This is a genomic window from Bacillus sp. MD-5 (assembly GCF_002201875.1).
GTDB classification, from domain to species: domain Bacteria; phylum Bacillota; class Bacilli; order Bacillales; family Bacillaceae; genus Bacillus; species Bacillus stercoris.
Genome location: NZ_CP021911.1, coordinates 2,115,592 through 2,140,474, shown reverse-complemented (window position 1 = coordinate 2,140,474; position 24,883 = coordinate 2,115,592). Strand labels below are relative to the sequence as shown.

Here is a 24,883-nt window from a genome sequence, read left to right as displayed (position 1 = left end):
TATAGCTTGAGTTTTTTTGATTATGGTAGATCAATGAGCTTCACAGACACAATATCAGGGACATTTGTTAGTTCTTTCACAATTTTATCTTCCAGATGTCTGTCAAAGGAAAGCATCATGATGGCTTCTCCGCCTTTTTCCTTACGGCCAACCTGCATGGTTGCAATGTTAATATCGTTATCCCCGAGAATACGTCCTACTCGGCCAATCACACCTGTTGTATCTTGATGCTGGATATATACCAAGTGACCTGTCGGATAAAAATCGATATTAAATCCGTTGATCTCGACAATACGTTCCCCGAAATGAGGAATATACGTAGCCGTTACAGTAAAGGTGCTTCGGTCTCCTGTCACTTTTACGCTGATGCAGTTATCATATCCAGATTCAGAAGAGGAAATTTTTTCACTGAAGCTAATGCCGCGTTCTTTTGCGACACCTCCGGCATTGACCTCATTAACAGTAGAGTCAACGCGCGGTTTTAAAAAGCCTGACAAAAGGGCTTTTGTAATGAACGATGTTTCAAGTTTGGCAATTGTGCCTTCATATTGAATGGCAACATCCTGTACCGGTTCTTTCATGCACTGTGATACAAGGCTGCCAATTTTTCCTGCAATTTGATGGTAGGGTTTAATTTTAGCGAATTCATCTTTTGTCATAGCAGGCAGGTTAATAGCTGACATAACAGGTAGACCTTTTGCGAACTGCAGAACTTCTTCTGACACTTGTGCCGCGACATTGAGCTGTGCTTCTTTCGTTGATGCTCCCAGGTGAGGAGTGGCAATGACTAATGGATGATCAACGAGTTTGTTGTCAACTGGCGGTTCAACTTCGAAAACGTCAAGCGCCGCTCCGGCAACATGCCCGCTTTCCAAAGCTTCGAGAAGTGCAGCTTCATCGATAATACCGCCTCGCGCACAGTTAATTAAGCGAACACCTTTTTTCGTTTTTGCAATCGTTTCTTTATTCAATAAGCCTTTTGTTTCTTTTGTTAAAGGCGTGTGAACAGTTATAATATCCGCACTTTCTAGCACTTCTTCAAATGTACGGCTGTTTACGCCGATTTTTTTCGCTCTTTCTTCCGTTAAGAAAGGATCAAAAACGTGCACAGTCATACCGAACGCTCTCGCACGCTGTGCAATTTCGCTTCCGATTCGGCCTAATCCTACAATACCAAGTGTTTTTCCATAAAGCTCTGAACCGACGTAAGCTGTACGGTTCCACTCTCTGGATTTCACTGAGATATTAGCCTGAGGAATATGTCTCATTAAAGAAGAGATCATCGCAAATGTATGCTCAGCTGTTGAAATGGTGTTGCCGTTCGGAGCGTTGATCACGATTACCCCGTGTTTAGTTGCCTCATCAATATCGATATTATCGACACCGACACCGGCTCTTCCGACAATTTTTAAAGAAGTCATTTTGTTGAAAAGGTCTTCTGTTACTTTTGTCGCGCTTCGCACCAAAAGAGCATCAAAAGTATGTAATTCATCTTCTGCATCTGCTACGTTTTTTTGAACGATTTCAATAAAGTCTGATTCAATAAGTGGCTGTAAACCGTCGTTGCTCATTTTGTCTGAGACCAATACTCGAAACATCGTTAGATTTCCTCCTAAATTGACAAACTAAATATCTGATAATTTAACATATTCTCAAAAGAGTGTCAACGTGTATTGACGCAGTAAAGGATAAAAGTAAAGCCTAATATATCAATGTTCTGACAGCTTATAGACAATATTTATAATTTGAAGCAATTCTCTATACAGCCAACCAGTTATCGTTTATAATGGAACTAAATTTCATATGATCAATCTTCGGGGCAGGGTGAAATTCCCTACCGGCGGTGATGAGCCAATGGCTCTAAGCCCGCGAGCTGTTTTTACAGCAGGATTCGGTGAGATTCCGGAGCCGACAGTACAGTCTGGATGGGAGAAGATGGAGGTTCATAAGCGTTTTGAAATTAAAGTTTTCAAACGTTTCTTTGCCTAGCCTAATTTTCGAAACCCCGCTTTTATATATGAAGCGGTTTTTTTATTGGCTGGAAAAGGACCTTTCCGTTTTCGAGTAAGATGTGATCGAAAAGGAGAGAGTGAAGTGAAAGTAAAAAAATTAGTTGTGGTCAGTATGCTGAGCAGCATTGCATTTGTTTTGATGCTGTTAAATTTCCCGTTTCCGGGTCTTCCGGATTATTTAAAAATCGATTTTAGCGATGTTCCCGCTATTATTGCCATTCTGATTTACGGACCTTTGGCGGGTATTGCCGTAGAAGCGATAAAAAATGTTCTTCAGTATATCATTCAGGGAAGCATGGCAGGAGTTCCTGTTGGGCAAATTGCGAATTTTATTGCAGGAACACTCTTTATATTGCCGACTGCTTTCTTATTTAAAAAGCTCAACTCAGCAAAGGGCTTGGCTGTCAGCCTGCTTTTGGGAACTGCAGCGATGACCATTTTGATGAGTATTTTAAATTATGTTCTGATTCTTCCTGCATACACGTGGTTTTTACATTCACCGGCATTATCCGACAGCGCGCTGAAAACAGCAGTCGTCGCGGGTATCCTGCCGTTTAACATGATAAAAGGTATTGTGATTACGGTTGTTTTCTCACTTATTTTTATCAAGCTTAAGCCATGGATTGAGCAGCAGCGAAGTGCACATATCCATTAAATAAAAAAGCTCCCGCCGGGGAGCTTTTTTTGTTACTTCTATTCAAATTTAAGCGGGTCGCCTTCAAATGGCTCATCCGCCACTTTGATGGAATCAGTAGGGCATCCTTCAAATGCGTCTATCATATCTTCTTCCAGTACCTCAGGAACTTCGACAACACCTTTGTTTTCGTCAAGCGTTACGAACGCGATGCCTTCATCATCGTAATCGTAAATGTCTGGTGCAGCAGCTCCGCAAGCGCCGCATGCAATACATGTATCTTTGTCTACGATTGTGTACTTTGCCATGAATAAAACCTCCCAGATTGTTCTTGGTGGAACAAATGGATCAATCTTTATAATTTAATCAATTTAACACCTATTCCTCTTACTTATTGTAATGATGTTGCTGCCACATTTCAACAGAAAAATGATTGAGAATGCTTATCACATAAGGGGTTATCTACATAACATCCCCCTTAATGATGACTTTAAACGTCGATTTCTGTTTGAAATCTGTTAAAATAAAAAGAGCAAATCAACGATTTTTGTCAGGAAGAATGTGGGTGAATAGGTTGTCATTAAATTACTTCGATATTATGGTTCTCGATTGCCTTTGCAAAATAAATGGGGAACGGTCGGGCAGCGCTGTTTTTCACCTATTCAAAGGCAAGAGATCGTCACAAACCATTCAAGATGCCGGCTTATTTCAGACTGCAAAATACTTTGGAATGGCGGCGCAATGTTCGAGAAACGATATTTCTGCGTCGCTTGACAAGCTTGAAAAGCATTCATATCTCGCGCCTTTGTCTGAAACAGATACATACAAAGTAACAGCCAGCGGCGAAGGAGTTTTGAGGCATGCCCTTAGTGAGCGGCCTTGGCCCGTTTATTGCCACGGTGCTCATTATCAGCAGGCTGCCAGCGTGCTTTGGAAAAGGCTTTCGCTGCTTGTGCAGGTCTTATCCCATAAGCAGAAAGGGAGCAGGCGATATATTCCTGTCACAAAGGATTACAAGACACTTCACTGGGTAAAGAAATACCTGTCCCGGCATACGGATCATAAAGAGATGGCAAGGAGCCTTTTCGCCATGCTTGAGGCGCATTTGAAAAAGATCGAAGACAAAGCAGCGCAAATTTTTGTCTACTCCTTAACCTCGCACGATCGGATCGGTTATACGAGCAGGCAGCTTGCTGACACGCTGAAAGAAGATGAATGGTATGTCTATATCATGTTTTGGGCTTCGGTACATTATTTTATTCATTCTCTTCCCGAGTGTGAAGATGCTTTGTTAAAGGATCTACTTTCTGATGTGCATTTAGATAATGCCCTGACAGAGTCAACGAGGAAAACATGGCAGATGGTCAAACAAGGTTTCCCGATACATCGAATTGCCGAAATCAGAAAGCTGAAAACAGCGACGATCGAAGACCATATTGTTGAGATTTCTCTTCACGAGCCTGCGTTTATAATTAATGACTATGTATCAGCAGAAGATCAAATCCAAATTGCAGCGTTTGCCAAACGGATGCGGACGAACAAAATCAAACAAATTCGTGACGGTCTGGGGCAGCGGTTCAGCTACTTTCAAATCAGACTGGCATTGACAAAGCAGGTGCAGCAATATGAGTAGATTACAGCAAACGTTACATCATTATTTTGGTTTTACTTCCTTTAAAAAAGGGCAGGAGGACATTATTAGAAGTATTCTCAGCGGGAAGGATACCATTGCAATGCTCCCGACTGGGGGAGGGAAATCGCTTTGCTACCAGCTGCCTGGTTATATGCTTGACGGCATGGTATTAATCGTTTCTCCACTGCTTTCTTTAATGGAAGATCAGGTACAGCAGCTGAAAGCCCGAGGAGAAAAGCGTGCGGCCGCTTTGAACAGCATGCTTAACAGGCAGGAAAGACAATTTGTTTTAGAACATATTCATCGCTATAAATTTTTGTACTTGTCCCCTGAGGCCCTGCAGTCTCCATATGTATTGGAAAAATTGAAAAACGTCCCGATCAGCCTATTTGTTATTGATGAAGCACATTGTATATCTGAATGGGGCCACGACTTCAGGCCTGACTATTCAAAGCTCGGACAACTGAGAAAAATATTGGGACACCCGCCCGTTTTGGCATTGACTGCTACGGCTACAAAGGATACGCTGCAAGATGTCATGAACCTGCTAGAGCTGCAGCATGCTAATCAGCATCTCAACTCAGTCAATCGCCCGAATATCGCACTGAGGGTTGAAAATGCGGCGGATGCGGCCGAAAAAATAGATAGGGTCATTCAGCTGGTTGAAAACCTGCAAGGTCCAGGAATTGTTTATTGTCCGACACGGAAATGGGCTGAGGAATTAGCTGGTGAAATTAAAAGCAAAACAAGCAGCAGAGCAGACTTTTACCATGGCGGTTTGGAGTCAGGTGACAGAATTTTAATTCAGCAGCAGTTTATTCATAACCAGCTTGATGTGATATGTTGTACGAATGCGTTTGGAATGGGTGTCGATAAACCTGATATCAGATATGTGATTCATTTTCACCTTCCGCAGACGGCTGAAGCTTTTATGCAGGAAATCGGCAGAGCGGGCCGCGATGGAAAGCCGAGTGTCAGCATTTTGCTGCGGGCGCCAGGGGATTTTGAATTGCAGGAGCAGATTATCCAAATGGAGAGTGTCACAGCTGAAGAAATCGCCGACGTGATCCGTGTGCTAGAGAAGACGGAGGAGCGGGATGAGAGAAGACTGCGTGACGTATTAATGCAGTATGGCGCCGGAGAGACACAGGCCCGTATGATGATTCATCTCTTTATGCAGGGGAAAACGTCAGTTGAACTGATGAAGAAAGAAATTTCATACCGCATGGAGCTGAAGCTGGAAAAAATGCGCCGTGTATCTTTTCTGCTTCAGCGTGAGGGCTGTTTAAGGCAGTCACTGTTAACCTACTTTGATGAATCGTACGAGCCAGATGCCGGAAACTTCCCGTGCTGTTCTCATTGCGGTTTTGATTTATCCTTGTATGAACAAATAGGGGAACGGAGTAAAAGGGCGCCATTAAACAGCTGGAGTTCGGAATTGCACCGGATATTCAGCTTGCAGACTGTAGGTGAGCTGAACTGAAACAGCAAAAAGATTATATTCAGCATATGTCTGACCGTGATATGCTGAAGCAGTTATATTTGACGCAGCTACTCATCATCTTTGCCGCAGCTGCAGTAGGGCTGTTCTTTTTTGAGGATATACGGGATGTATTAAAGCTCTGGGACATTCGCGATATGCGGATCATCTGGTATGGTGTTTCTATAGCGGTTATTGTTATTTTAGCCGATATGGCAATAATGAAATGGTGCCCACATCATTTATATGATGACGGCGGAATCAATAAAAAAATATTCAGTAAGAGGTCAATCCCTCATATTATATTTTTAACGCTTCTGATTGCTTTCGCGGAAGAAATGTTATTCAGAGGAGTGCTGCAGACTCATATCGGTTTTTGGGCGGCCAGCCTTATCTTTGCCGTTCTGCACTTTCGGTATTTGTCAAAATGGCTGTTATTTATTATGGTGACAGCAATCAGCTTTTTACTTGGTCTGATGTATGAATGGACCGGTAACTTATTTGTTCCGATGACGGCACATTTTATCATTGATGCCGTGTTTGCCTGTCAGATTCGTTTTCAACATGTGAGGAGGGATAAACATGACGAACATGTCGAGAGTAGAGAGAAGAAAAGCCCAGAATCTTTATGAAGATCAAAATGCCGCATTGGCGGACGATTATGTCGATGATGATGGTGAAAGCCTCCCGACAAGACAATCCGTAAAAAATCAAAGAGAACAGAAAAAAAAGCAAGGCAAAACAAAAACGCCATTATTTACAGTACTCGCTGTACTATTTGTATTTGTGCCGGTTATCGTTTTAGTTACCTTATTTTATTTAAAGAGCCACCCGGATAATCATGACGATTATGAAGATGTTTTTATCGACAGCAGCCAAAGCAAATACGAGGTTGTCCCGAAATCAGAGGATAAAAACAATGCCGACACTAAAGACACCAAAGAGACAGCACTGCAAAAGGAGTCAAAAAAAAAGCTTGAGGATTCAAAGGCGAAAGAGCCGGCAAAATCAGCTGCTGATCAAAAACAGACTGCTGTAGCGGAAAAAGAAGACTCGGCAAATAAGGAGGAAGCAACCGCCGCGGCTGCTTCCTCTTCCCAATCAACAGTACAACGGCAAGAACAGCAACAGAAGCCGGCTGAGCCAGCTCAACCTGAGCCGAATCGCATTGTCAAGCACACCGTTCAAAAGAAAGAAACGTTATACCGCATTTCCATGAAGTATTATAAAAGCCGGACAGGAGAAGAAAAAATTCGGGCGTATAATCATCTGAATGGAAATGATGTTTACACCGGACAAGTTTTGGACATCCCCTTAATGGATGAATAGGGCATTTTTTTTCTTTTACGTTCATATATTGTAGCAATGAAAATGGACAAGGTGTGAAGCGTATGGAATCCTTATGGAATCAGCTGGATCAGTTTACAGACGCGCCGACCAAACAGATGCTTCAAGCGCTGGTGAAGCGAAAACAAAAATTTGAAAATTATGCGTTGCAATGCCGCAGATGGCGATGGGCTTCACTTATTTGCTTAGGCTTATTATGTCTTATGATTATGGTCAAAAGCCCGGCGCCTCAGCTCATACTTCAAGAAATGCTCAGCCATACCTTTTATTTATTTTGGATGATGGCAACCGCTTTTGCATACTGCACTTCATATTACTTTAAGAAAAAGGAAGAAAAAGCTGAGGGTGATTTCCATAAACTGAGATGCGAAATTATTCAGAAGAGCACTGATCTTTGGCCGCAGCCGGATAAATGGAAGGCGAGAGAGTCTGTTTTTCAAATGATGAAGCACAGATATGACATTAATCTATATTTTGAAAGTAAATAAAATCGGGCGTTTTCTCAAACGGTAGAAACGTCTTTTTTTATTGTCCGTCTTATTGATAAGTTCTAAAAAAGAATGGAGAGTTTTTATGAAGCTATCAGTGAAAATTGCCAGTGTGCTGACTGTTGCGGCAGCGGCAATGACGGCAAAAATGTATTCAACTGCAAAAGGCAACCATTTAAAAACACATACGTTTCCTTTATCAAAAATGAAGGGCAAGCCGCCACTTACCATCTTTTTTATTTCGGATATTCACAAACGTCTTATCGATCAAGACCTTTTGGAAAAAGCGCGAAGCCATGCCCCTCACCTCGTAATCATCGGCGGAGATTTAGCTGAGGGCGGGGTGCCTATTGCGAGAATTGAGGAAAACATCAAAAGGCTCGCTGATTTAGGAGTTCCTGTTGTATTTGTGTGGGGGAATAATGATTATGAAGTCAAACAGCATAAGCTGTATTCCATATTCAAAGCGCACGGTGTCATCACTCTGAGGAATGAGTCAGTTCCGTTTTCGTACAACGGCCATACGATTGCGATTGCCGGGGTTGATGATATCAGGATGGAGATGGATCATTATGAGGAAGCCATTAAAGAACTTGACAAAAGCCAGCTGAATATTCTAGTTTGTCATAATCCGGAGATTCATGAGCAAATCAATGAAGGTGACGGTATTGATGTGATATTCAGCGGACATACCCATGGAGGTCAGATCAGGTTTGGGAAATTTGGCCCTTATGAACTGGGGAAAACAGGCATTGTTAAAAATGCGGCTTATCTGATCAGCAACGGCTACGGCACGACAAAAGTGCCTCTGCGTTTAGGTGCTGAGCCTGAAACACACATTGTGACTCTTTGCGGACCAGAGTAACTTCTAAAAAGCGAAAATCCATATGGCAATAAAAACTGCATTGTGCTTGTCTTACTAGTGAACTCAGTGTAAACTGATAACAATTAAGAACCTATGACTCATCATCTCATATAATGTGTTATATGATTTGTGTGCAAGTAGAGGCAGGAGGGAACGTTATGCGGCTTGAGCGTCTGAATTATAACAAGATCAAAATCTTTTTAACCCTCGATGATTTGACAGACCGGGGATTGACAAAAGAAGACCTCTGGAAGGACTCATTTAAAGTCCACCAGTTATTTAAAGATATGATGAATGAAGCAAATACAGAGCTCGGCTTTGAAGCGAATGGACCGATTGCAGTGGAAGTGTATTCTCTCCAAGCACAAGGGATGGTCGTGATCGTAACAAAGAACCAAGACGCCGATTCAGAAGACGATGAGTATGATGATGATTACATCGAAATGCAAGTCAAGCTTGATGAAAGCGCGGACATCATATATCAATTCCATTCCTTTGAAGATATCATTCAGCTTTCAGAAAGCTTACAGCGAATCGGTATCACAGGGGGAACTGTTTACCACTATGACGGGCAGTACTTTTTAAGCCTTGAAGATCTGGGGTCACATACGGCTGAGGGGGTTGTGGCGGTTCTGGCTGAATACGGCAATCCGACAACTTTAACGATTTATCGCCTGCAAGAGTATGGTAAGCTCATTATGGACGGTAATGCCGTTGAGACGATACAAACTCATTTTTCATAAGAATGCAACGGAAAACTGCTGATTTCACAGCAGTTTTTTTTTCGGTAAAAAACATGGAAAAACATAACGTTTATTCTATGCACAGATCAGATGAAGGTGTATACTATTCTCTGAAAGGGAGCATGTGAGAAACAGAAGATTCTAGGAGGTTAACTCAAATGGCAGCCGATCGAAACACCGGTCATACAGAAGAGGACAAACTTGATGTATTAAAATCAACCCAAACCGTAATACATAAGGCTCTGGAAAAATTGGGGTATCCCGAAGAGGTATACGAACTGTTAAAAGAGCCGATGAGGTTATTAACGGTAAAAATACCTGTTCGTATGGACGACGGTTCAGTAAAGATTTTCACAGGTTATCGTGCGCAGCACAATGACTCTGTCGGTCCGACGAAAGGCGGGATACGTTTTCACCCGAACGTAACAGAAAAAGAGGTGAAGGCGCTTTCAATTTGGATGAGTTTAAAATGCGGCATAATTGATCTTCCATATGGCGGTGGTAAAGGCGGAATTGTTTGTGATCCAAGGGATATGTCGTTTAGAGAGCTGGAGCGTCTGAGCAGAGGGTATGTCAGAGCGATCAGCCAAATTGTCGGCCCGACAAAAGACGTGCCGGCGCCGGATGTATTTACAAACTCACAAATCATGGCTTGGATGATGGATGAGTATTCAAGAATTGATGAATTTAATTCGCCTGGATTTATTACAGGCAAGCCGCTTGTGCTTGGGGGATCTCACGGGAGAGAATCTGCGACAGCAAAAGGTGTAACCATCTGTATTAAAGAAGCGGCCAAGAAAAAAGGCATCGATATTAAAGGTGCGCGTGTCGTTGTCCAAGGCTTCGGAAACGCGGGAAGCTATTTGGCAAAATTCATGCATGATGCGGGAGCAAAGGTTGTCGGCATCTCAGATGCATATGGCGGACTTTATGATCCGGAAGGCCTTGATATCGATTATTTACTCGACCGACGCGACAGCTTCGGCACTGTAACAAAGCTTTTCAACGATACCATTACGAACCAAGAGCTGCTGGAGCTTGATTGTGATATTCTCGTTCCTGCTGCGATTGAAAATCAAATTACAGAAGAAAATGCCCATAATATCCGGGCTAAAATTGTCGTTGAAGCGGCGAACGGGCCAACAACGCTTGAAGGAACAAAAATTCTTTCAGACCGAGACATTCTGCTTGTACCAGACGTGCTGGCAAGTGCCGGTGGCGTAACAGTTTCTTATTTTGAATGGGTTCAGAATAACCAAGGCTTCTACTGGAGTGAAGAAGAGGTAGAAGAAAAATTAGAAAAAATGATGATCAAGTCATTTAACAATATTTACGAAATGGCTAATAACCGAAGAATTGACATGAGGCTAGCTGCATATATGGTCGGCGTACGCAAAATGGCTGAAGCTTCGCGTTTTAGAGGCTGGATATAAGTTGATGATTTGCATAAAAATAAAAAATCTCCTATGATAAAATAGGAGATTTTTTTATTCGGAAATAGAAAATATGAAGTGAAATGCCAATCGCAGGAGTTGACAGAAATGATTCAAGAAAAAGCAATTATTATAGGCGGAGGACCTTGTGGACTATCTGCTGCCATTCACCTAAAACAAATTGGCATTGATGCCCTCGTCATCGAAAAAGGCAATGTCGTTAACAGTATTTACAATTATCCGACACATCAAACCTTTTTCAGCTCAAGTGAAAAGCTCGAAATCGGAGATGTGGCATTTATTACAGAAAACAGGAAGCCTGTCAGAATTCAGGCTCTATCGTATTACCGGGAAGTCGTTAAACGGAAAAACATTCGTGTTAATGCGTTTGAAATGGTGCATAAAGTGACGAAAACGGAAAATAACGCATTCGTTATTGAGACGTCAAAAGAGATTTACACGACGCCATATTGTATCATCGCCACAGGCTATTATGATCATCCAAACTATATGAATATACCCGGTGAGGATTTGCCGAAAGTATTTCATTATTTTAAAGAAGGCCATCCGTATTTTGATAAAGATGTTGTGGTCATCGGCGGGAAAAATTCAAGCGTGGACGCCGCCCTTGAACTCGTGAAATCTGGAGCGCGTGTCACAGTTTTATATAGGGGCAATGAGTATTCGCCAAGCATTAAGCCGTGGATCTTGCCCGAATTTGAAGCGCTCGTCAGAAACGGTACAATCCGTATGGAATTTGGCGCCTGTGTCGAAAAAATCACCGAGGATGAAGTTGTGTTTCGTTCCGGAGAGAAAGAACTCATCACCATTAAAAATGATTTTGTATTTGCCATGACAGGCTATCATCCTGACCATCAATTTCTTGAAAAAATTGGTGTTGAGATTGATAAAGAAACAGGACGTCCATTTTTCAATGAAGAAACAATGGAAACGAACGTTGAAGGTGTCTTTATTGCCGGGGTTATTGCTGCGGGAAACAACGCAAATGAAATATTTATTGAAAACGGCAGGTTTCATGGGGGGCATATCGCAGCGGAAATCGTCAAAAGAGAAAACCACTAAAGATGAGGAGCATATGATGCATTCGTATGCTCTTTTTATTTTTTAAGTGCAGACAGATGTAAAATGATAAACAACATGGTAGGATAGACGTAGGAATATAAAGGAAAGAGGTTGCCTGATGTTTGCAATCATCTCTGCAGGAATTGCCCCCGGCATCGCGCTGTTAAGTTATTTTTATTTAAAAGATCAGTATGATAATGAACCTGTACATATGGTGCTTCGGTCGTTTTTTCTCGGGGTTGTTCTTGTATTTCCCACAATGTTTATCCAGTATGTACTTGAAAAAGAGAATGTAGGAGGCGGAAGCTTTTTCGTTTCTTTTTTATCTTCAGGGTTTTTAGAGGAATCATTAAAATGGTTTATACTGATAATCAGTGTTTACCCGCACGCCCACTTTGATGAGCATTATGACGGGATTGTGTACGGTGCAAGTGTATCACTCGGTTTTGCAACCCTCGAAAATATTCTTTATTTAATTGGCCACGGTGTGGAGCATGCGTTTGTCAGAGCGCTCCTGCCTGTTTCATGCCATGCCTTGATTGGTGTGATAATGGGATTTTACCTCGGAAAAGCGCGCTTTTCCGCTGATAAGGCGCGTGTGAAGTGGCTTGTTCTTTCTTTAGTTCTCCCATCCCTTTTGCATGGATCATATGATTTTATCCTGACAGCGCTTAGTAATTGGATTTATTACATGCTTCCATTTATGGTATTTTTATGGTGGTTTGGTTTGCGTAAAGCGAAAAAAGCCCGTTCCGTTAATATGATGCAAGTATAGAAGCCGCACAGCAATCGTGCGGCTTTTTTGTGTACAGTTTTTACAAAAGAGATTTTATGTTCTGAGGGATAACAAGGAAAGAGTGTATAAAAATAACCTCGTTACAGAAAATACGATTACACTTAAAAATTTGCTGTAGGAGGCTTGAAAAGATGAAGTCCAAAGGATCGATTATGGCATGTCTCATCCTTTTTTCCTTTACAATAACGACGTTTATTAATACTGAAACGATCTCTGCCTTTTCGAATCAGGTCATTCAAAGAGGGGCAACAGGGGATGATGTGGTCGAGCTTCAGGCGCGTCTTCAATACAACGGATATTATAACGGAAAAATTGACGGGGTTTATGGATGGGGAACATACTGGGCAGTTCGAAATTTTCAGGATCAATTCGGGTTAAAAGAGGTTGACGGCCTTGTCGGGGCTAAAACAAAGCATACCTTAATATGTAAATCTAAGTATTATCGTGAATATGTTATGGAACAGCTCAATAAAGGGAACACATTCACGCATTACGGAAAAATTCCGCTGAAGTATCAGACGAAACCGTCAAAAGCAGCAACACAAAAAGCAAGACAGCAAGCGGAAGCGAGGCAGAAACAGCCTGCGGAAAAAACAACGCAGCAGCCTAAAGCGAATGCGAATAAACAGCAAAACAATACACCAGCAAAAGCAAGAAAACAGGATGCGGTAGCAGCGAACATGCCTGGTGGATTTTCCAACAACGATATCAGGCTGCTTGCTCAAGCGGTTTATGGCGAAGCCCGGGGCGAGCCATACGAGGGGCAGGTTGCGATTGCAGCAGTCATTTTGAACCGTTTGAACAGCCCGTTATTTCCAAATTCAGTGGCGGGGGTTATTTTTGAGCCGCTTGCCTTCACAGCAGTAGCCGACGGGCAAATTTACATGCAGCCGAATGAAACGGCCCGAGAAGCGGTGCTGGATGCCATCAATGGCTGGGACCCGTCAGAGGAAGCACTTTACTACTTTAATCCGGATACGGCTACAAGTCCGTGGATTTGGGGGCGTCCGCAGATTAAAAGAATCGGTAAACACATTTTCTGTGAGTAGCAGATATGAGAAAGCATAAAAAGAGGTGTGATAAATGATCAGAGGAATTTTAATCGCCGTGCTTGGTATTGCAATAGTCGGTACAGGCTACTGGGGATACAAAGAACACCAGGAAAAAGACGCAGTTCTTCTTCATGCTGAAAATAACTATCAGCGGGCGTTTCATGAGCTTACCTATCAGGTGGATCAGCTTCATGATAAAATCGGAACAACACTTGCCATGAACAGCCAAAAATCACTGTCGCCTGCATTGATTGATGTGTGGAGGATTACTTCTGAAGCACATAACAGCGTCAGTCAGCTGCCGCTTACATTAATGCCGTTTAATAAAACGGAAGAGCTATTATCAAAGATCGGTGATTTCAGCTATAAAACGTCAGTCAGAGATTTGGACCAGAAGCCCCTTGATAAAAACGAGTATACATCACTAAATAAGCTTTATCAGCAGTCTGAAGATATCCAAAATGAATTGCGCCATGTTCAGCACCTTGTCATGAGCAAAAACCTTCGCTGGATGGACGTAGAAATGGCACTGGCTTCAGACGAAAAACAAAGTGACAATACAATTATCAACAGCTTTAAAACTGTCGAAAAGAATGTTGGTGCATTCTCCACTGGCACTGACCTTGGCCCAAGTTTCACCAGCACGAAAAAAGAAGAAAAGGGCTTCAGCCACCTGAAGGGAAAGCAAATTTCCGAACAGGAAGCAAAACAAATTGCTGAGCGCTTTGCCCCTGATGACAATTATTCAATTAAGGTGGTAAAGAGCGGAAAAAAAACAAATCGCGATGTATATAGCATCAGCATGAAAGACCCAGATCATAAAGCAGCGATTTATATGGATATCACGAAGAAGGGTGGGCATCCGGTATATTTGATCCAAAACAGAGAAGTGAAAAACCAGAAAATCAGTTTGAATGACGGATCGAACCGAGCGCTCGCATTTTTAAAGAAAAACGGATTTGAAACAGATGATTTGGAAATTGATGAAAGTGCCCAATATGATAAAATCGGCGTATTTTCATATGTCCCTGTTGAAAATAAAGTCCGGATGTACCCGGAGGCAATCCGCATGAAAGTGGCCTTGGATGACGGTGAGGTTGTCGGTTTTTCAGCAAGAGACTTCCTAACATCCCACAGAAAAAGAACTATACCTAAGCCGGCAATTACTGAAGCAGAGGCAAAATCTAAATTAAATAAAAATGTACAAGTGAGAGAAACAAGGCTCGCTTTAATTACAAATGAACTTGGTCAAGAAGTGTTATGCTATGAAATGCTCGGAACCATTGAAAATGACACATTTAGAATGTATATAAATGCCAATGATGGCACAGAAGAAAAGGTTGAAAAATTAAAAAATGCAGAGCCTATATATAAAGACCTATAAAAAACAGGAGGAAAGGACTAAATGTCTTTTCCTTTTTTTCATTACGTGCTTTAATAAAAACGTGAGTATAATGAATACGAAAGAGTGAAGTCAATGATAGAGATTGGAGAAAATGTACTTTTAGAATATATAGAAGAAAATGAATTGAAAAAGGCAAAAACTAAGGCGGTAAGCATCGAAAACAATGAGCTTTTGATCGCGTATCCGGTTGATGTAGTTACAGGGCGAACTGTGATTTTACATAATGATATGGAAGTAACGGTAGAGTTTGTGGGTAAAGACGAAGTTCCTTACCGCTTTTCAAGCCGTATAAAAGGCAAAGTGAAGGACAAACTTCAAATGATCTGTCTTGAAGTGCCTCCCCGTGAAAAAATGAAAAGAATCCAGCGCCGCCAGTATGTAAGAACTGATGCGGTATTAGATGTGCAAATTCAGCCGGCAAATGAAGAAGAATTCCGCACACTATCCTATAACATTAGTGCAGGCGGCATCGCCGTGGTTTTAGCTGATGGACGTTCTTTTCAAGCCGGGGAATCATTGCGCCTGATCATCTGTCTTTCTGAAGAGGAGCACACACGTCAAATAGAAACAGAAGCGGTTGTCAGACGTCTCTTTGATGACCCAAAGTCAGGAAAACGCAAAATGACTTTAGAGTATTCAGAAATTGCAGCAAGTGACCAGCAGGCTCTGCTTCAATACTGCATTCGGCGCCAGTTAAAAAAGAGAAGAAAAGCCCGAATGGAATAAACATCGTCAAACACTTCCATACTATTAGTAATGGAGGTGCTCCAATGAAAACATTTGAACGGCTGCTGATCAAATTAGTGTTCATTCAGGCCATCATTTTACTTGGTGTCCAATTTCTTTTTCACTATCAGCATATTGAACCATACGTATCAAAAGTGATTCAATATGAAGGGGTGGATAAAATGGCGGAAAACAATAGGATTGAAACGTTCAAACATTAATTATTCATCAATTTTTCACCCTTTTTCATAAAGTTCATGATACAATCCATAGAGGAGAAAAGAGCAAGGAGAGGAATTATGGAAAAGAAATTATCGATTGCAATCGACGGCCCGGCAGCTGCAGGGAAAAGCACTGTCGCCAAAATTGTGGCTGAGAAAAAATCGTACATATATATTGATACAGGAGCAATGTACCGGGCGATAACGTACGCGGCTTTACAAGAAAACGTTGAGCTGACAAATGAAGAAAAATTGGCTGAGCTATTAAAGCGGACTGACATTGAACTGATTACGACAAAAGAAGGACAAAAAGTGCTTGTAAACGGCACTGATGTAACTGAGGCGATCAGAACAGATGAAGTCAGCAACCAGGTTTCAATTGCGGCCAAGCATAGAAGTGTCAGAGAAGAAATGGTGAAACGCCAGCAGCAGCTTGGGGAAAAAGGCGGCGTTGTCATGGATGGTCGTGATATTGGAACTCACGTGCTGCCAAATGCAGAGGTGAAAATCTTTCTTTTGGCATCTGTTGAAGAGAGAGCGAAACGCCGTTATGAAGAAAATGTAAAAAAAGGCTTTGATGTCAACTACGAAACTTTAATTGAGGAAATTGCAAGAAGAGACAAGCTTGATTCAGAGCGTGAGGTATCTCCACTGCGTAAAGCAGAAGACGCTCTTGAAATCGACACAACATCGCTTTCCATTCAAGAGGTAGCTGATAAAATCCTCGAGGCGGTGGAGCAAAAGTCCCGCTGAGGATGGCAAATGCCACTTTTTTTGAATTTTTCAACGAAGATAGAATGTTATTGCTTGACAAACCTGTCCTTTTATTAGAAGTTAATACTAATAAAACTTTTTATTGATCATTCAAAAAACTTTTTTGGATGATTCTTTAATACATATTCGGCTAAAAGCGGGCATGTTATATGTTCAGCTTTCAAACCGTTTTAATTAAGCTGTGTAGGTTTGGACCAAGGAGGTTATTCAAATGACAGAGGAAATGAATCAAATTGATGTTCAAGTGCCAGAGGTTGGAGATGTAGTTAAAGGGATTGTCACAAAGGTAGAGGACAAGCATGTAGATGTAGAAATTATCAATGTTAAACAATCCGGTATTATTCCAATCAGTGAATTATCAAGTCTTCATGTAGAGAAAGCATCGGATGTTGTTAAAGTAGACGACGAGCTTGACCTGAAAGTAACAAAAGTGGAAGACGATGCTTTGATTTTATCTAAACGTGCTGTTGATGCAGACCGCGCTTGGGAAGACCTTGAGAAAAAATTTGAAACAAAAGAAGTGTTTGAAGCTGAAGTAAAAGATGTCGTGAAAGGCGGCCTTGTCGTTGATATCGGCGTTCGCGGTTTTATTCCGGCATCGCTTGTTGAAGCACATTTCGTTGAAGATTTCACTGACTATAAAGGAAAAACACTGTCTCTGCTCGTTGTAGAGCTTGACCGTGATAAAAACCGCGTGATCCTTTCACACCGTGCCGTTGTTGAAAGTGAACAAGCGAATAAAAAACAGGAACTTCTTCAGTCTCTTGAAGTTGGAAGTGTACTTGATGGCAAAGTGCAGCGCCTGACTGACTTTGGCGCGTTTGTAGATATCGGCGGCATCGACGGACTTGTGCACATTTCACAACTTTCTCACTCACATGTAGAGAAACCGTCTGACGTTGTTGAAGAGGGACAAGAAGTAAAAGTGAAAGTGCTATCGGTTGACCGCGATAATGAACGTATTTCATTATCAATCAAAGATACACTGCCTGGACCTTGGAGCCAAATCGGCGAAAAAGTGAAGCCTGGCGATGTGCTTGAAGGAACTGTGCAGCGTCTTGTAAGCTTCGGTGCCTTTGTTGAAATCCTTCCAGGTGTTGAAGGTCTCGTTCATATTTCTCAAATTTCCAATAAACACATCGGCACGCCGCATGAAGTCCTTGAAGAAGGACAGACTGTAAAAGTGAAGGTTCTTGATGTGAATGAAAATGAGGAGCGCATTTCATTAAGCATGCGTGAACTTGAAGAAACGCCTAAAGCTGATCAGGAAGATTACCGTCAATATCAAGCGAAGGAAGAAACAAGCACTGGCTTCCAGCTTGGAGATCTGATCGGAGATAAGCTGAATAAACTAAAATAACTGGTGATAAACGTGACTCGAGCAGAACGAAAAAGACAACACATCAATCATGCCTTGTCCACCGGCCAAAAGCGGGAAACAGGTCTTGATGATATTACGTTTGTTCACGTCAGTCTGCCCGATCTTGCATTAGAACAAGTAGATATTTCCACAAAAATCGGCGAACTTTCAAGCAGTTCGCCGATTTTTATCAATGCAATGACTGGCGGCGGCGGAAAACTTACATATGAGATTAATAAATCGCTTGCGCGAGCGGCTGCTCAGGCTGGAATTCCTCTTGCTGTGGGATCGCAAATGTCAGCATTAAAAGATCCATCAGAGCGTCTTTCCTATGAAATAGTTCGAAAGGAAAACCCAAACGGGCTGATTTTTGCCAACCTGGGAAGCGAGGTAACGGCTGATCAGGCAAAGGAAGCAGTTGAGATGATTGGAGCAAACGCACTGCAGATCCACCTCAATGTGATTCAGGAAATTGTGATGCCTGAAGGAGACAGAAGCTTTAGCGGGGCACTGGAACGTATTGAACAAATTTGCAGTCATGTCAGTGTACCAGTCATTGTGAAAGAAGTCGGATTCGGTATGAGCAAAGAATCAGCAGGGAAGCTGTATGAAGCTGGTGCTGCAGCTGTTGACATTGGCGGTTATGGGGGGACGAATTTCTCCAAAATTGAAAATCTCCGCAGGCAGCGGCAAATCACCTTTTTTAATTCGTGGGGCATTTCAACAGCTGCAAGTTTGGCGGAAATCCGCTCTGAGTTTCCCGCAAGCACCATGATCGCCTCTGGCGGCCTGCAGGATGCACTTGACGTGGCAAAGGCAATTGCGCTGGGAGCCTCTTGTACCGGAATGGCAGGGCATTTTTTAAAAGCGCTGACTGACAGTGGTGAGGAAGGACTGCTTGAGGAGATTCAGCTGATTCTTGAGGAATTAAAGATGATTATGACCGTGCTGGGCGCCAGTACGATTGCCGATTTACAAAAGGCCCCTCTTGTGATCAAAGGTGAAACCCATCATTGGCTCACAGAAAGAGGGGTCAATACATCAAGCTATAGTGTGCGATAAATGATAAAAGCCCAAAACCATATGTGGTTTGGGCTTTTTGCATTATGATTTTCGTTTTTTGAATCTTCCGTTTTGTTCAAGGCTTGTCGCTCCGTCATAGTGAATGGACTGGTCGCGGTCTGATTCGACTCTTCCTGAAGCTTTGAGTTTTTTTTCCTGTCTGTCTTTTCCCATGATCATACTCCTTAATTGTGAGATAGATTGTTTAAAAAATGCGCTTGGGCTCCATACTGGGAATATGGAGGAAGTGTAAAATGGAACAATTTTATTACTATTGGTCAATGTGGTTTCTGTGGGTTCTGACAACATTTATTATCGAAAAGACAAAAAGACGATTTGCCGTCTCTGTCTTTATTTTAACTAATATTATTCTTAGCATACATGACATCGCTTTATATTTTTCCCTTAACGCTGCATATATGATGTTTTTCGTTTGCGGGTGTGTCTATGCCGGGTATTTAGGAATGTATCGTTTCCGTTACATTCTAGTTTGTCTGACGCTTGTTGCCGCGTATGCGTTTGTTTATCTTTTTGCATTATATGACCCGGTTTGGTTCATCATAAAACCTGAGTGGGCTGCCGTTATATTAATAGTGCTTTTGACAGCTTCTGTTGAAAGGGATTTTGAGAAGCAGCTTGCCTTATTTGTCCTCGGAATGTGCCAAGGGGAACTGGTGTATTCATTTGTGATTCAGAAGTTGGCCGGGGCTTTGGCTGTCGGCGGCTTTCAATGGCTGAATGCGTGTTCTGCGGGGATGATATTGCTGTTTGGCATATCTAAATACGAACAGCTCGCAAGCCAGATTGGTCAGAAAAGCAAAAGATCAAACAAAGGAGCTACCAAAATGTCATGAGTGATTACATCTATCCGATTATTGCGGGGGTCATCGCCGGTATTGCAACAAGGCTTTATATGCTGAAAACAGATTATCGCCAGTATCCGACCTATATTCATGGGAAAGTGATTCATATCGCTCTGGGGATGATAGCGGCTGGTTTAGGTGCAATTATTATGCCGGCGCTTTTGCAGCAGGAATTTACTGCCATCACATTTTTAACGTTGGCAGCGACGCAATTTAGAGATGTTCGAAACATGGAGCGGAACACATTGACGCAAATGGATTCATATGAACTTGTCTCGAGGGGAAGCACATATATTGAGGGGATTGCTATTGCGTTTGAAAGCAGAAATTATATTGTGATCTTTACAGCACTTTTGACAACCTCCGCGTATGTGTTTTTATCCATCTGGGCTGCAGTCATAGCGGCTGTCGTTTGTTTCTTACTGGCCATGAAATTTATGTCTGGCAGTGTGTTAAAGGATATTGTAGACATCGAGTACATAAAGCCGCGCTTTGACGGTCCGGGCTTGTTTGTTGATAATATTTATATGATGAATATCGGGCTTCCAGAGAAACAGGAGCTGATTTTAAAGCATGGCATGGGCTTTATTTTGACGCCAAAAAACTTTAATTCAGCAGCGACGATAGCCAATTTAGGGCAGCGTCAGGCGATTTTATTTGATGTTTCCAATGTGCTCGGGGTTTATCGAGATTCAGGAGAGCCGTCTCTGACCCCAATTGCAAAACGGGATTTAAATGACGGGAGAGTGGCAGTTTTTGTTCTGCCGCAAATTCACCACCCCGAAACGGCAGTACAGATTATTAGCAATGTTCCAACCCTGGAAAATGCGATTAGAATGCCGACAGAGTTTATCAAGAATCAGGATAAGGTGATAGGATGAGTGAATCTCTCACGAAAGTGATTTTGTCTGTGATTACGACAAATCGAAACCGGGCTGCAGGGGGAGCGCCTGTCTTTTTTTGCAATGACCAAAAGGAGATGGAGCTTTTCGCTAAAAATCTTGAGGCAATCCTTGATGGAATAGCGCATAGAATCGGAGATGACGTGTATTTGATCGTGAAACATTTTTAAGAATAGTTGTGATCCCAGTAAAAACTGATATAATAAATGAGTTAAGCCCTTCCTCTGAAGGGTTTCTTTTCATAAAAGTGAATGAAATGATTTTAATAACCGGTTGAAAATTTATGTAAAAATGAAAGCGGCTGGATCGAAAGGAAGGGTACTATGGGTAAACCTGTCGTAGCCATTGTTGGGAGACCAAATGTAGGAAAATCCACAATCTTTAACCGGATTGCGGGAGAAAGAATTTCAATAGTAGAAGATACCCCTGGCGTGACAAGGGATCGGATATACAGCTCGGCTGAATGGCTGAATTATGATTTTAATTTGATTGATACGGGCGGTATTGATATCGGTGATGAGCCGTTCTTAGCTCAAATTCGCCAGCAGGCTGAAATCGCCATGGATGAAGCGGACGTGATCGTTTTTATGGTGAACGGCCGTGAAGGCGTAACAGCTGCTGATGAAGAAGTAGCGAAAATTTTGTACCGCACAAAAAAGCCTGTTGTTTTAGCGGTTAATAAACTGGATAACACAGAAATGAGAGCGAATATTTATGACTTTTATTCGCTAGGCTTTGGCGAGCCATATCCAATTTCGGGAACACACGGACTCGGACTGGGTGATTTACTGGATGCCGTTGCAGAGCATTTTAAAAACATTCCAGAAACGAAATACAATGAGGAAGTTGTTCAATTCTGTCTGATCGGACGTCCGAATGTCGGAAAGTCCTCACTTGTGAACGCCATGCTTGGCGAAGAACGCGTTATTGTCAGCAACGTGGCTGGAACGACAAGAGATGCTGTTGATACGTCATTTACTTACAACCAGCAGGAGTTTGTCATTGTCGATACTGCAGGTATGCGAAAAAAAGGGAAAGTCTATGAAACGACTGAGAAGTATAGTGTACTGCGGGCGCTGAAAGCGATTGACCGCTCAGAAGTCGTGGCGGTTGTGCTTGATGGCGAAGAAGGCATTATTGAACAGGACAAGCGTATCGCCGGTTATGCACACGAAGCGGGCAAGGCCGTCGTAATCGTCGTAAACAAATGGGATGCTGTTGACAAAGATGAGAGCACGATGAAGGAATTTGAAGAAAATATTCGCGATCATTTTCAATTTCTGGATTATGCGCCAATCCTATTTATGTCTGCCTTAACGAAAAAACGGATCCATACGCTGATGCCTGCGATTATCAAAGCAAGTGAAAATCATTCACTTCGAGTTCAAACGAACGTCTTAAATGATGTTATCATGGATGCTGTGGCAATGAATCCGACACCGACTCATAACGGTTCGCGTTTGAAAATTTACTATGCGACCCAAGTGTCGGTGAAGCCGCCAAGCTTCGTTGTGTTTGTAAATGATCCTGAATTGATGCATTTTTCATACGAACGGTTTTTAGAAAACCGAATCAGAGACGCGTTCGGTTTTGAGGGGACACCAATCAAAATATTTGCAAGAGCTAGAAAATAAAAAGGTGTGAATCAAACATGAAAAAAGTCACAATGCTTGGAGCGGGGAGTTGGGGAACAGCACTGGCTTTAGTTCTAACTGATAATGGAAATGAAGTGTGTGTGTGGGCTCACCGTGCAGATTTAATTCATCAAATTAATGAGTTGCATGAAAACAAGGATTATTTGCCGAATGTTAAGCTGTCTACATCCATTAAAGGAACAACAGATATGAAAGAGGCTGTGGCAGACGCAGATGTCATTATCGTTGCGGTTCCGACAAAAGCGATTCGGGAAGTGCTGAGGCAGGCTGTCCCTTTTATAACGAAAAAGGCAGTCTTTGTCCATGTCAGCAAGGGGATAGAGCCGGATTCACTCCTGCGCATTTCTGAAATTATGGAAGTAGAGCTTCCGAGTGATGTCAGAAAAGATATCGTTGTCCTTTCCGGTCCGAGTCATGCGGAAGAAGTAGGGCTGCGGCACCCTACAACTGTTACTGCATCTTCAAAAAGCATGAAAGCAGCGGAAGAGGTGCAGGATTTATTTATTAATCACAATTTTCGGGTGTACACAAATCCTGATGTTATCGGAGTTGAAATTGGAGGGGCTTTAAAAAATATTATCGCCCTTGCTGCAGGAATTACAGACGGTTTAGGGTACGGCGACAACGCCAAAGCTGCCTTGATTACACGCGGACTTGCCGAAATCGCGAGACTTGGAACGAAAATGGGCGGCAATCCCTTGACGTTTTCTGGATTGACAGGAGTAGGCGATCTAATTGTGACGTGCACAAGTGTTCATTCCAGAAACTGGCGTGCGGGCAATTTGCTCGGAAAAGGGTACAAGCTTGAAGACGTTCTTGAAGAGATGGGAATGGTAGTCGAAGGCGTCCGCACGACGAAAGCGGCTTACCAGCTTTCGAAGAAATATGATGTCAAAATGCCGATTACAGAGGCGCTCCATCAGGTTCTATTCAACGGACAAAAAGTGGAAACCGCTGTTGAATCTTTAATGGCGAGAGGGAAAACCCACGAGATGGAGGATTTAGTAAATACGTTTGAAAATCAAGTGAAGTAAAGTGTCAATCGTATAATGAATCGCATATCTTAATTGAACGAAAGCCCGAAAAACAGAAGAATACCCAAGTCTTGGGATCTCCTGAAACATTTTGCCGATTTAGGCAATAGAGGATGCATCTGTATGCCAAGTCGCATACTATAGCATCGAAGTCCAAGAGAGTGTTTCTTAAACGTGCAGGTGAATATAGTCAAGTTGACTGAAGCGAAGGTCCCCCTCTTTGCTTCAGTTTTTTTGTTCTATCAAAGGATGGAAAATCTGGTTGATCTTTTCCGGTGCTGTATATTAAAATAAAATATAACGCTTACATCATACATATCGGGGAGGCGCACGTCATTGAATCTGGCATTGATGAAAATGTGGTTTGCTCTAGGGTCCATGGGTTTGATGTTTCTGGCTGTCGCTTCCATCTATTTCAGTCGCTTTAAGTGCCAAAACCGTTTTTTGAAGATTACGATTTCATCATTCGCTTACATGTGTATGCTCATATCTGGAATTATTGTGTTTGTCGTGGTTTTTAGCGGCCCTGTCAATGAATAAAGCTGTAAAAGGAAGTGCTGTATGGGTAAACTGAAGTGCGCTATCATTTTTGCGGCAGTCGTGTTTTTATCCGGTTGTTTGTATCCGAATGAACGGAAAAGCAGTGTGCATGCCATTCCTTATCAAGACCAGCTGCAGCAGGTTCAGTCTGCTGTTGATGAATTTCAAAAGGCAAATGGAGGGCTGCTTCCAATTCAAACCAAAGATATGTCGACTCCGCTATATCAAAAATATCCGATAGACTTTAACCGGTTAGCGCCAAGATACATAGCTGAACCTCCGAGTACGGCATATGAAAGCGGGGGAGACTATCAATACGTGCTTGTTGACGTAGAGAACGATCCGACTGTTAAATTAATTGATCTGAAGATGGCTGAAAAAATTCGCGATGTGAAATTGCGTATCCAAATGTACCGTCAGGAGCATCAATATCCGCCTTACAAGGATGTGCTATCACATGATTTATTTACACTCGATGAGAAGAAGCTGGGGGATGGAAGCTCTCTTACAGTGACAAGCCCAATCTCAGGGGATTCCTTGCCGCTTATGATTGACGGAGACGGAGAAATATATGCCGATTACCGGACTGAGCTGGCTTCTTATCTCAAAAAAAGCAAAAAAACGTTTAAACCCGGGACTGAAATCCAGGATATAATTTGGCAAGAAACCCCCTTTGTCCCCGCGTTTTCTGTGAAATATACGGTAAATGACAAGCAGGAACCTGTTTTTTTAGAAAATGATATGAAAAAGGAATGAACCTTTCTCCCTTGCATAC

General features: G+C 42.3%; 28 protein-coding genes and 1 riboswitch. Of the genes, 25 read left to right on the top strand and 3 right to left on the bottom strand.

What is annotated here, in order from left to right; genetic code table 11:
• Positions 1-20: 20 nt before the first annotated feature.
• Positions 21-1,598 (bottom strand): phosphoglycerate dehydrogenase, encoded by a 1,578-nt coding sequence (serA, locus tag CDO84_RS10535; protein WP_014664444.1) that lies wholly within the window; start codon positions 1,596-1,598, stop codon positions 21-23.
• Positions 1,599-1,806: 208 nt separating this feature from the next.
• Positions 1,807-1,941, top strand: a riboswitch (FMN riboswitch).
• A gap of 153 nt (positions 1,942-2,094) precedes the next feature.
• Here serA and fmnP point away from each other — a divergent pair.
• Positions 2,095-2,667, top strand: a complete 573-nt coding sequence (gene fmnP, locus CDO84_RS10530; protein WP_014664441.1) for a riboflavin transporter FmnP — start codon at positions 2,095-2,097, stop codon at positions 2,665-2,667.
• Between the two features lie 38 nt (positions 2,668-2,705).
• Here the strand turns inward: fmnP and CDO84_RS10525 are convergent, their stop codons facing one another.
• The gene (locus tag CDO84_RS10525; protein ID WP_003225461.1) at positions 2,706-2,954 is read right to left on the bottom strand and encodes a ferredoxin; all 249 of its coding nucleotides are present in this window, start codon (positions 2,952-2,954) and stop codon (positions 2,706-2,708) included.
• A gap of 266 nt (positions 2,955-3,220) precedes the next feature.
• Between CDO84_RS10525 and CDO84_RS10520 the strand changes: the two genes are divergently transcribed.
• The 17 genes from CDO84_RS10520 to fni all read left to right on the top strand — a co-directional run bounded on the left by CDO84_RS10520 (position 3,221) and on the right by fni (position 19,114).
• Complete coding sequence (locus tag CDO84_RS10520; protein ID WP_014664440.1) at positions 3,221-4,279, top strand: YpbB family protein; 1,059 nt, start codon at positions 3,221-3,223, stop codon at positions 4,277-4,279.
• Positions 4,272-5,762 (top strand): RecQ family ATP-dependent DNA helicase, encoded by a 1,491-nt coding sequence (locus CDO84_RS10515; RefSeq protein ID WP_040082750.1) that lies wholly within the window; start codon positions 4,272-4,274, stop codon positions 5,760-5,762. Before CDO84_RS10520 ends, CDO84_RS10515 begins: the two co-directional genes overlap by 8 nt.
• A gap of 26 nt (positions 5,763-5,788) precedes the next feature.
• Positions 5,789-6,391: a CPBP family intramembrane glutamic endopeptidase gene (locus CDO84_RS10510; RefSeq protein ID WP_014664438.1), complete on the top strand. Its 603-nt coding sequence runs from the start codon at positions 5,789-5,791 to the stop codon at positions 6,389-6,391.
• Complete coding sequence (locus CDO84_RS10505) at positions 6,342-7,088, top strand: LysM peptidoglycan-binding domain-containing protein (RefSeq protein WP_040082752.1); 747 nt, start codon at positions 6,342-6,344, stop codon at positions 7,086-7,088. The genes CDO84_RS10510 and CDO84_RS10505 overlap by 50 nt, the downstream gene beginning before the upstream one ends.
• A gap of 62 nt (positions 7,089-7,150) precedes the next feature.
• Positions 7,151-7,594 carry a YpbF family protein gene (locus tag CDO84_RS10500; protein WP_014664436.1) on the top strand — a complete coding sequence of 148 codons (444 nt, stop codon included), beginning with the start codon at positions 7,151-7,153 and terminating at the stop codon, positions 7,592-7,594.
• An 85-nt stretch (positions 7,595-7,679) separates the two neighbouring features.
• Entirely contained in the window at positions 7,680-8,459 is a 780-nt protein-coding gene (locus CDO84_RS10495) for a metallophosphoesterase (protein WP_040082753.1), read from the top strand.
• A 158-nt stretch (positions 8,460-8,617) separates the two neighbouring features.
• On the top strand, positions 8,618-9,202 hold the full coding sequence (locus tag CDO84_RS10490; protein WP_003230533.1) for a genetic competence negative regulator: 585 nt from the start codon (positions 8,618-8,620) through the stop codon (positions 9,200-9,202).
• 158 nt (positions 9,203-9,360) lie between these two features.
• Positions 9,361-10,635, top strand: coding sequence for an NAD-specific glutamate dehydrogenase (gudB, locus tag CDO84_RS10485; RefSeq protein ID WP_014664433.1), 1,275 nt, complete (start codon positions 9,361-9,363; stop codon positions 10,633-10,635).
• A 108-nt stretch (positions 10,636-10,743) separates the two neighbouring features.
• The gene (locus tag CDO84_RS10480) at positions 10,744-11,718 is read left to right on the top strand and encodes a YpdA family putative bacillithiol disulfide reductase (protein WP_040082754.1); all 975 of its coding nucleotides are present in this window, start codon (positions 10,744-10,746) and stop codon (positions 11,716-11,718) included.
• 118 nt (positions 11,719-11,836) lie between these two features.
• Positions 11,837-12,493 carry a glutamic-type intramembrane protease PrsW gene (prsW, locus tag CDO84_RS10475; protein WP_040082755.1) on the top strand — a complete coding sequence of 219 codons (657 nt, stop codon included), beginning with the start codon at positions 11,837-11,839 and terminating at the stop codon, positions 12,491-12,493.
• 152 nt (positions 12,494-12,645) lie between these two features.
• Complete coding sequence (gene sleB, locus CDO84_RS10470) at positions 12,646-13,563, top strand: spore cortex-lytic enzyme (RefSeq protein WP_014664430.1); 918 nt, start codon at positions 12,646-12,648, stop codon at positions 13,561-13,563.
• A gap of 34 nt (positions 13,564-13,597) precedes the next feature.
• The gene (gene ypeB / locus CDO84_RS10465; RefSeq protein WP_014664429.1) at positions 13,598-14,950 is read left to right on the top strand and encodes a germination protein YpeB; all 1,353 of its coding nucleotides are present in this window, start codon (positions 13,598-13,600) and stop codon (positions 14,948-14,950) included.
• Between the two features lie 93 nt (positions 14,951-15,043).
• Positions 15,044-15,697 carry a cyclic di-GMP receptor DgrA gene (locus tag CDO84_RS10460; RefSeq protein WP_040082756.1) on the top strand — a complete coding sequence of 218 codons (654 nt, stop codon included), beginning with the start codon at positions 15,044-15,046 and terminating at the stop codon, positions 15,695-15,697.
• A 44-nt stretch (positions 15,698-15,741) separates the two neighbouring features.
• Positions 15,742-15,918 (top strand): YpfB family protein, encoded by a 177-nt coding sequence (locus CDO84_RS10455; RefSeq protein ID WP_052438154.1) that lies wholly within the window; start codon positions 15,742-15,744, stop codon positions 15,916-15,918.
• Positions 15,919-15,996: 78 nt separating this feature from the next.
• Positions 15,997-16,671 (top strand): (d)CMP kinase, encoded by a 675-nt coding sequence (cmk, locus tag CDO84_RS10450; RefSeq protein ID WP_040082757.1) that lies wholly within the window; start codon positions 15,997-15,999, stop codon positions 16,669-16,671.
• 232 nt (positions 16,672-16,903) lie between these two features.
• Positions 16,904-18,052 (top strand): 30S ribosomal protein S1, encoded by a 1,149-nt coding sequence (rpsA, locus tag CDO84_RS10445; RefSeq protein WP_014477197.1) that lies wholly within the window; start codon positions 16,904-16,906, stop codon positions 18,050-18,052.
• Between the two features lie 12 nt (positions 18,053-18,064).
• Complete coding sequence (gene fni, locus CDO84_RS10440) at positions 18,065-19,114, top strand: type 2 isopentenyl-diphosphate Delta-isomerase (RefSeq protein ID WP_040082758.1); 1,050 nt, start codon at positions 18,065-18,067, stop codon at positions 19,112-19,114.
• Positions 19,115-19,156: 42 nt separating this feature from the next.
• Here fni and CDO84_RS10435 read toward each other — a convergent pair whose 3' ends face one another.
• Positions 19,157-19,288, bottom strand: a complete 132-nt coding sequence (locus tag CDO84_RS10435; RefSeq protein ID WP_003225499.1) for a YpzI family protein — start codon at positions 19,286-19,288, stop codon at positions 19,157-19,159.
• Between the two features lie 80 nt (positions 19,289-19,368).
• Here CDO84_RS10435 and CDO84_RS10430 point away from each other — a divergent pair, with 80 nt between their 5' ends.
• From CDO84_RS10430 to CDO84_RS10400, 7 genes are all read left to right on the top strand, one after another.
• Entirely contained in the window at positions 19,369-19,968 is a 600-nt protein-coding gene (locus CDO84_RS10430) for a YphA family membrane protein (RefSeq protein ID WP_014664424.1), read from the top strand.
• Positions 19,965-20,858 (top strand): YIEGIA family protein, encoded by an 894-nt coding sequence (locus CDO84_RS10425; protein WP_014664423.1) that lies wholly within the window; start codon positions 19,965-19,967, stop codon positions 20,856-20,858. Before CDO84_RS10430 ends, CDO84_RS10425 begins: the two co-directional genes overlap by 4 nt.
• Positions 20,855-21,049, top strand: a complete 195-nt coding sequence (locus CDO84_RS10420; RefSeq protein ID WP_004398137.1) for a capping complex subunit for YIEGIA — start codon at positions 20,855-20,857, stop codon at positions 21,047-21,049. The genes CDO84_RS10425 and CDO84_RS10420 overlap by 4 nt, the downstream gene beginning before the upstream one ends.
• Before the next feature lie 153 nt (positions 21,050-21,202).
• Positions 21,203-22,513 carry a ribosome biogenesis GTPase Der gene (der, locus tag CDO84_RS10415; RefSeq protein WP_014664422.1) on the top strand — a complete coding sequence of 437 codons (1,311 nt, stop codon included), beginning with the start codon at positions 21,203-21,205 and terminating at the stop codon, positions 22,511-22,513.
• A 17-nt stretch (positions 22,514-22,530) separates the two neighbouring features.
• A complete protein-coding gene (locus CDO84_RS10410) occupies positions 22,531-23,568 on the top strand; it encodes an NAD(P)H-dependent glycerol-3-phosphate dehydrogenase (protein WP_040082759.1) in 1,038 nt (345 codons plus the stop codon).
• 336 nt (positions 23,569-23,904) lie between these two features.
• On the top strand, positions 23,905-24,108 hold the full coding sequence (locus CDO84_RS10405) for a DUF2768 domain-containing protein (protein WP_014664420.1): 204 nt from the start codon (positions 23,905-23,907) through the stop codon (positions 24,106-24,108).
• Positions 24,109-24,129: 21 nt separating this feature from the next.
• A complete protein-coding gene (locus tag CDO84_RS10400; RefSeq protein ID WP_040082760.1) occupies positions 24,130-24,864 on the top strand; it encodes a YphF family lipoprotein in 735 nt (244 codons plus the stop codon).
• Positions 24,865-24,883: the final 19 nt, after the last annotated feature.

Coding starts and splice junctions, on each gene's coding strand:
- ypeB (WP_014664429.1), top strand. CDS start 13,598: ATGATCAGAGGAATTTTAATCGCCGTGCTTGGTATTGCAATAGTCGGT.
- CDO84_RS10500 (WP_014664436.1), top strand. CDS start 7,151: ATGGAATCCTTATGGAATCAGCTGGATCAGTTTACAGACGCGCCGACC.
- CDO84_RS10420 (WP_004398137.1), top strand. CDS start 20,855: ATGAGTGAATCTCTCACGAAAGTGATTTTGTCTGTGATTACGACAAAT.
- CDO84_RS10460 (WP_040082756.1), top strand. CDS start 15,044: ATGATAGAGATTGGAGAAAATGTACTTTTAGAATATATAGAAGAAAAT.
- CDO84_RS10435 (WP_003225499.1), bottom strand. CDS start 19,288: ATGGGAAAAGACAGACAGGAAAAAAAACTCAAAGCTTCAGGAAGAGTC.
- gudB (WP_014664433.1), top strand. CDS start 9,361: ATGGCAGCCGATCGAAACACCGGTCATACAGAAGAGGACAAACTTGAT.
- CDO84_RS10505 (WP_040082752.1), top strand. CDS start 6,342: ATGACGAACATGTCGAGAGTAGAGAGAAGAAAAGCCCAGAATCTTTAT.
- CDO84_RS10495 (WP_040082753.1), top strand. CDS start 7,680: ATGAAGCTATCAGTGAAAATTGCCAGTGTGCTGACTGTTGCGGCAGCG.
- CDO84_RS10400 (WP_040082760.1), top strand. CDS start 24,130: ATGGGTAAACTGAAGTGCGCTATCATTTTTGCGGCAGTCGTGTTTTTA.
- CDO84_RS10510 (WP_014664438.1), top strand. CDS start 5,789: ATGTCTGACCGTGATATGCTGAAGCAGTTATATTTGACGCAGCTACTC.
- CDO84_RS10525 (WP_003225461.1), bottom strand. CDS start 2,954: ATGGCAAAGTACACAATCGTAGACAAAGATACATGTATTGCATGCGGC.
- CDO84_RS10430 (WP_014664424.1), top strand. CDS start 19,369: ATGGAACAATTTTATTACTATTGGTCAATGTGGTTTCTGTGGGTTCTG.
- CDO84_RS10490 (WP_003230533.1), top strand. CDS start 8,618: ATGCGGCTTGAGCGTCTGAATTATAACAAGATCAAAATCTTTTTAACC.
- CDO84_RS10425 (WP_014664423.1), top strand. CDS start 19,965: ATGAGTGATTACATCTATCCGATTATTGCGGGGGTCATCGCCGGTATT.
- serA (WP_014664444.1), bottom strand. CDS start 1,598: ATGTTTCGAGTATTGGTCTCAGACAAAATGAGCAACGACGGTTTACAG.
- cmk (WP_040082757.1), top strand. CDS start 15,997: ATGGAAAAGAAATTATCGATTGCAATCGACGGCCCGGCAGCTGCAGGG.
- prsW (WP_040082755.1), top strand. CDS start 11,837: ATGTTTGCAATCATCTCTGCAGGAATTGCCCCCGGCATCGCGCTGTTA.
- CDO84_RS10515 (WP_040082750.1), top strand. CDS start 4,272: ATGAGTAGATTACAGCAAACGTTACATCATTATTTTGGTTTTACTTCC.
- der (WP_014664422.1), top strand. CDS start 21,203: ATGGGTAAACCTGTCGTAGCCATTGTTGGGAGACCAAATGTAGGAAAA.
- CDO84_RS10455 (WP_052438154.1), top strand. CDS start 15,742: ATGAAAACATTTGAACGGCTGCTGATCAAATTAGTGTTCATTCAGGCC.
- sleB (WP_014664430.1), top strand. CDS start 12,646: ATGAAGTCCAAAGGATCGATTATGGCATGTCTCATCCTTTTTTCCTTT.
- rpsA (WP_014477197.1), top strand. CDS start 16,904: ATGACAGAGGAAATGAATCAAATTGATGTTCAAGTGCCAGAGGTTGGA.
- CDO84_RS10480 (WP_040082754.1), top strand. CDS start 10,744: ATGATTCAAGAAAAAGCAATTATTATAGGCGGAGGACCTTGTGGACTA.
- CDO84_RS10410 (WP_040082759.1), top strand. CDS start 22,531: ATGAAAAAAGTCACAATGCTTGGAGCGGGGAGTTGGGGAACAGCACTG.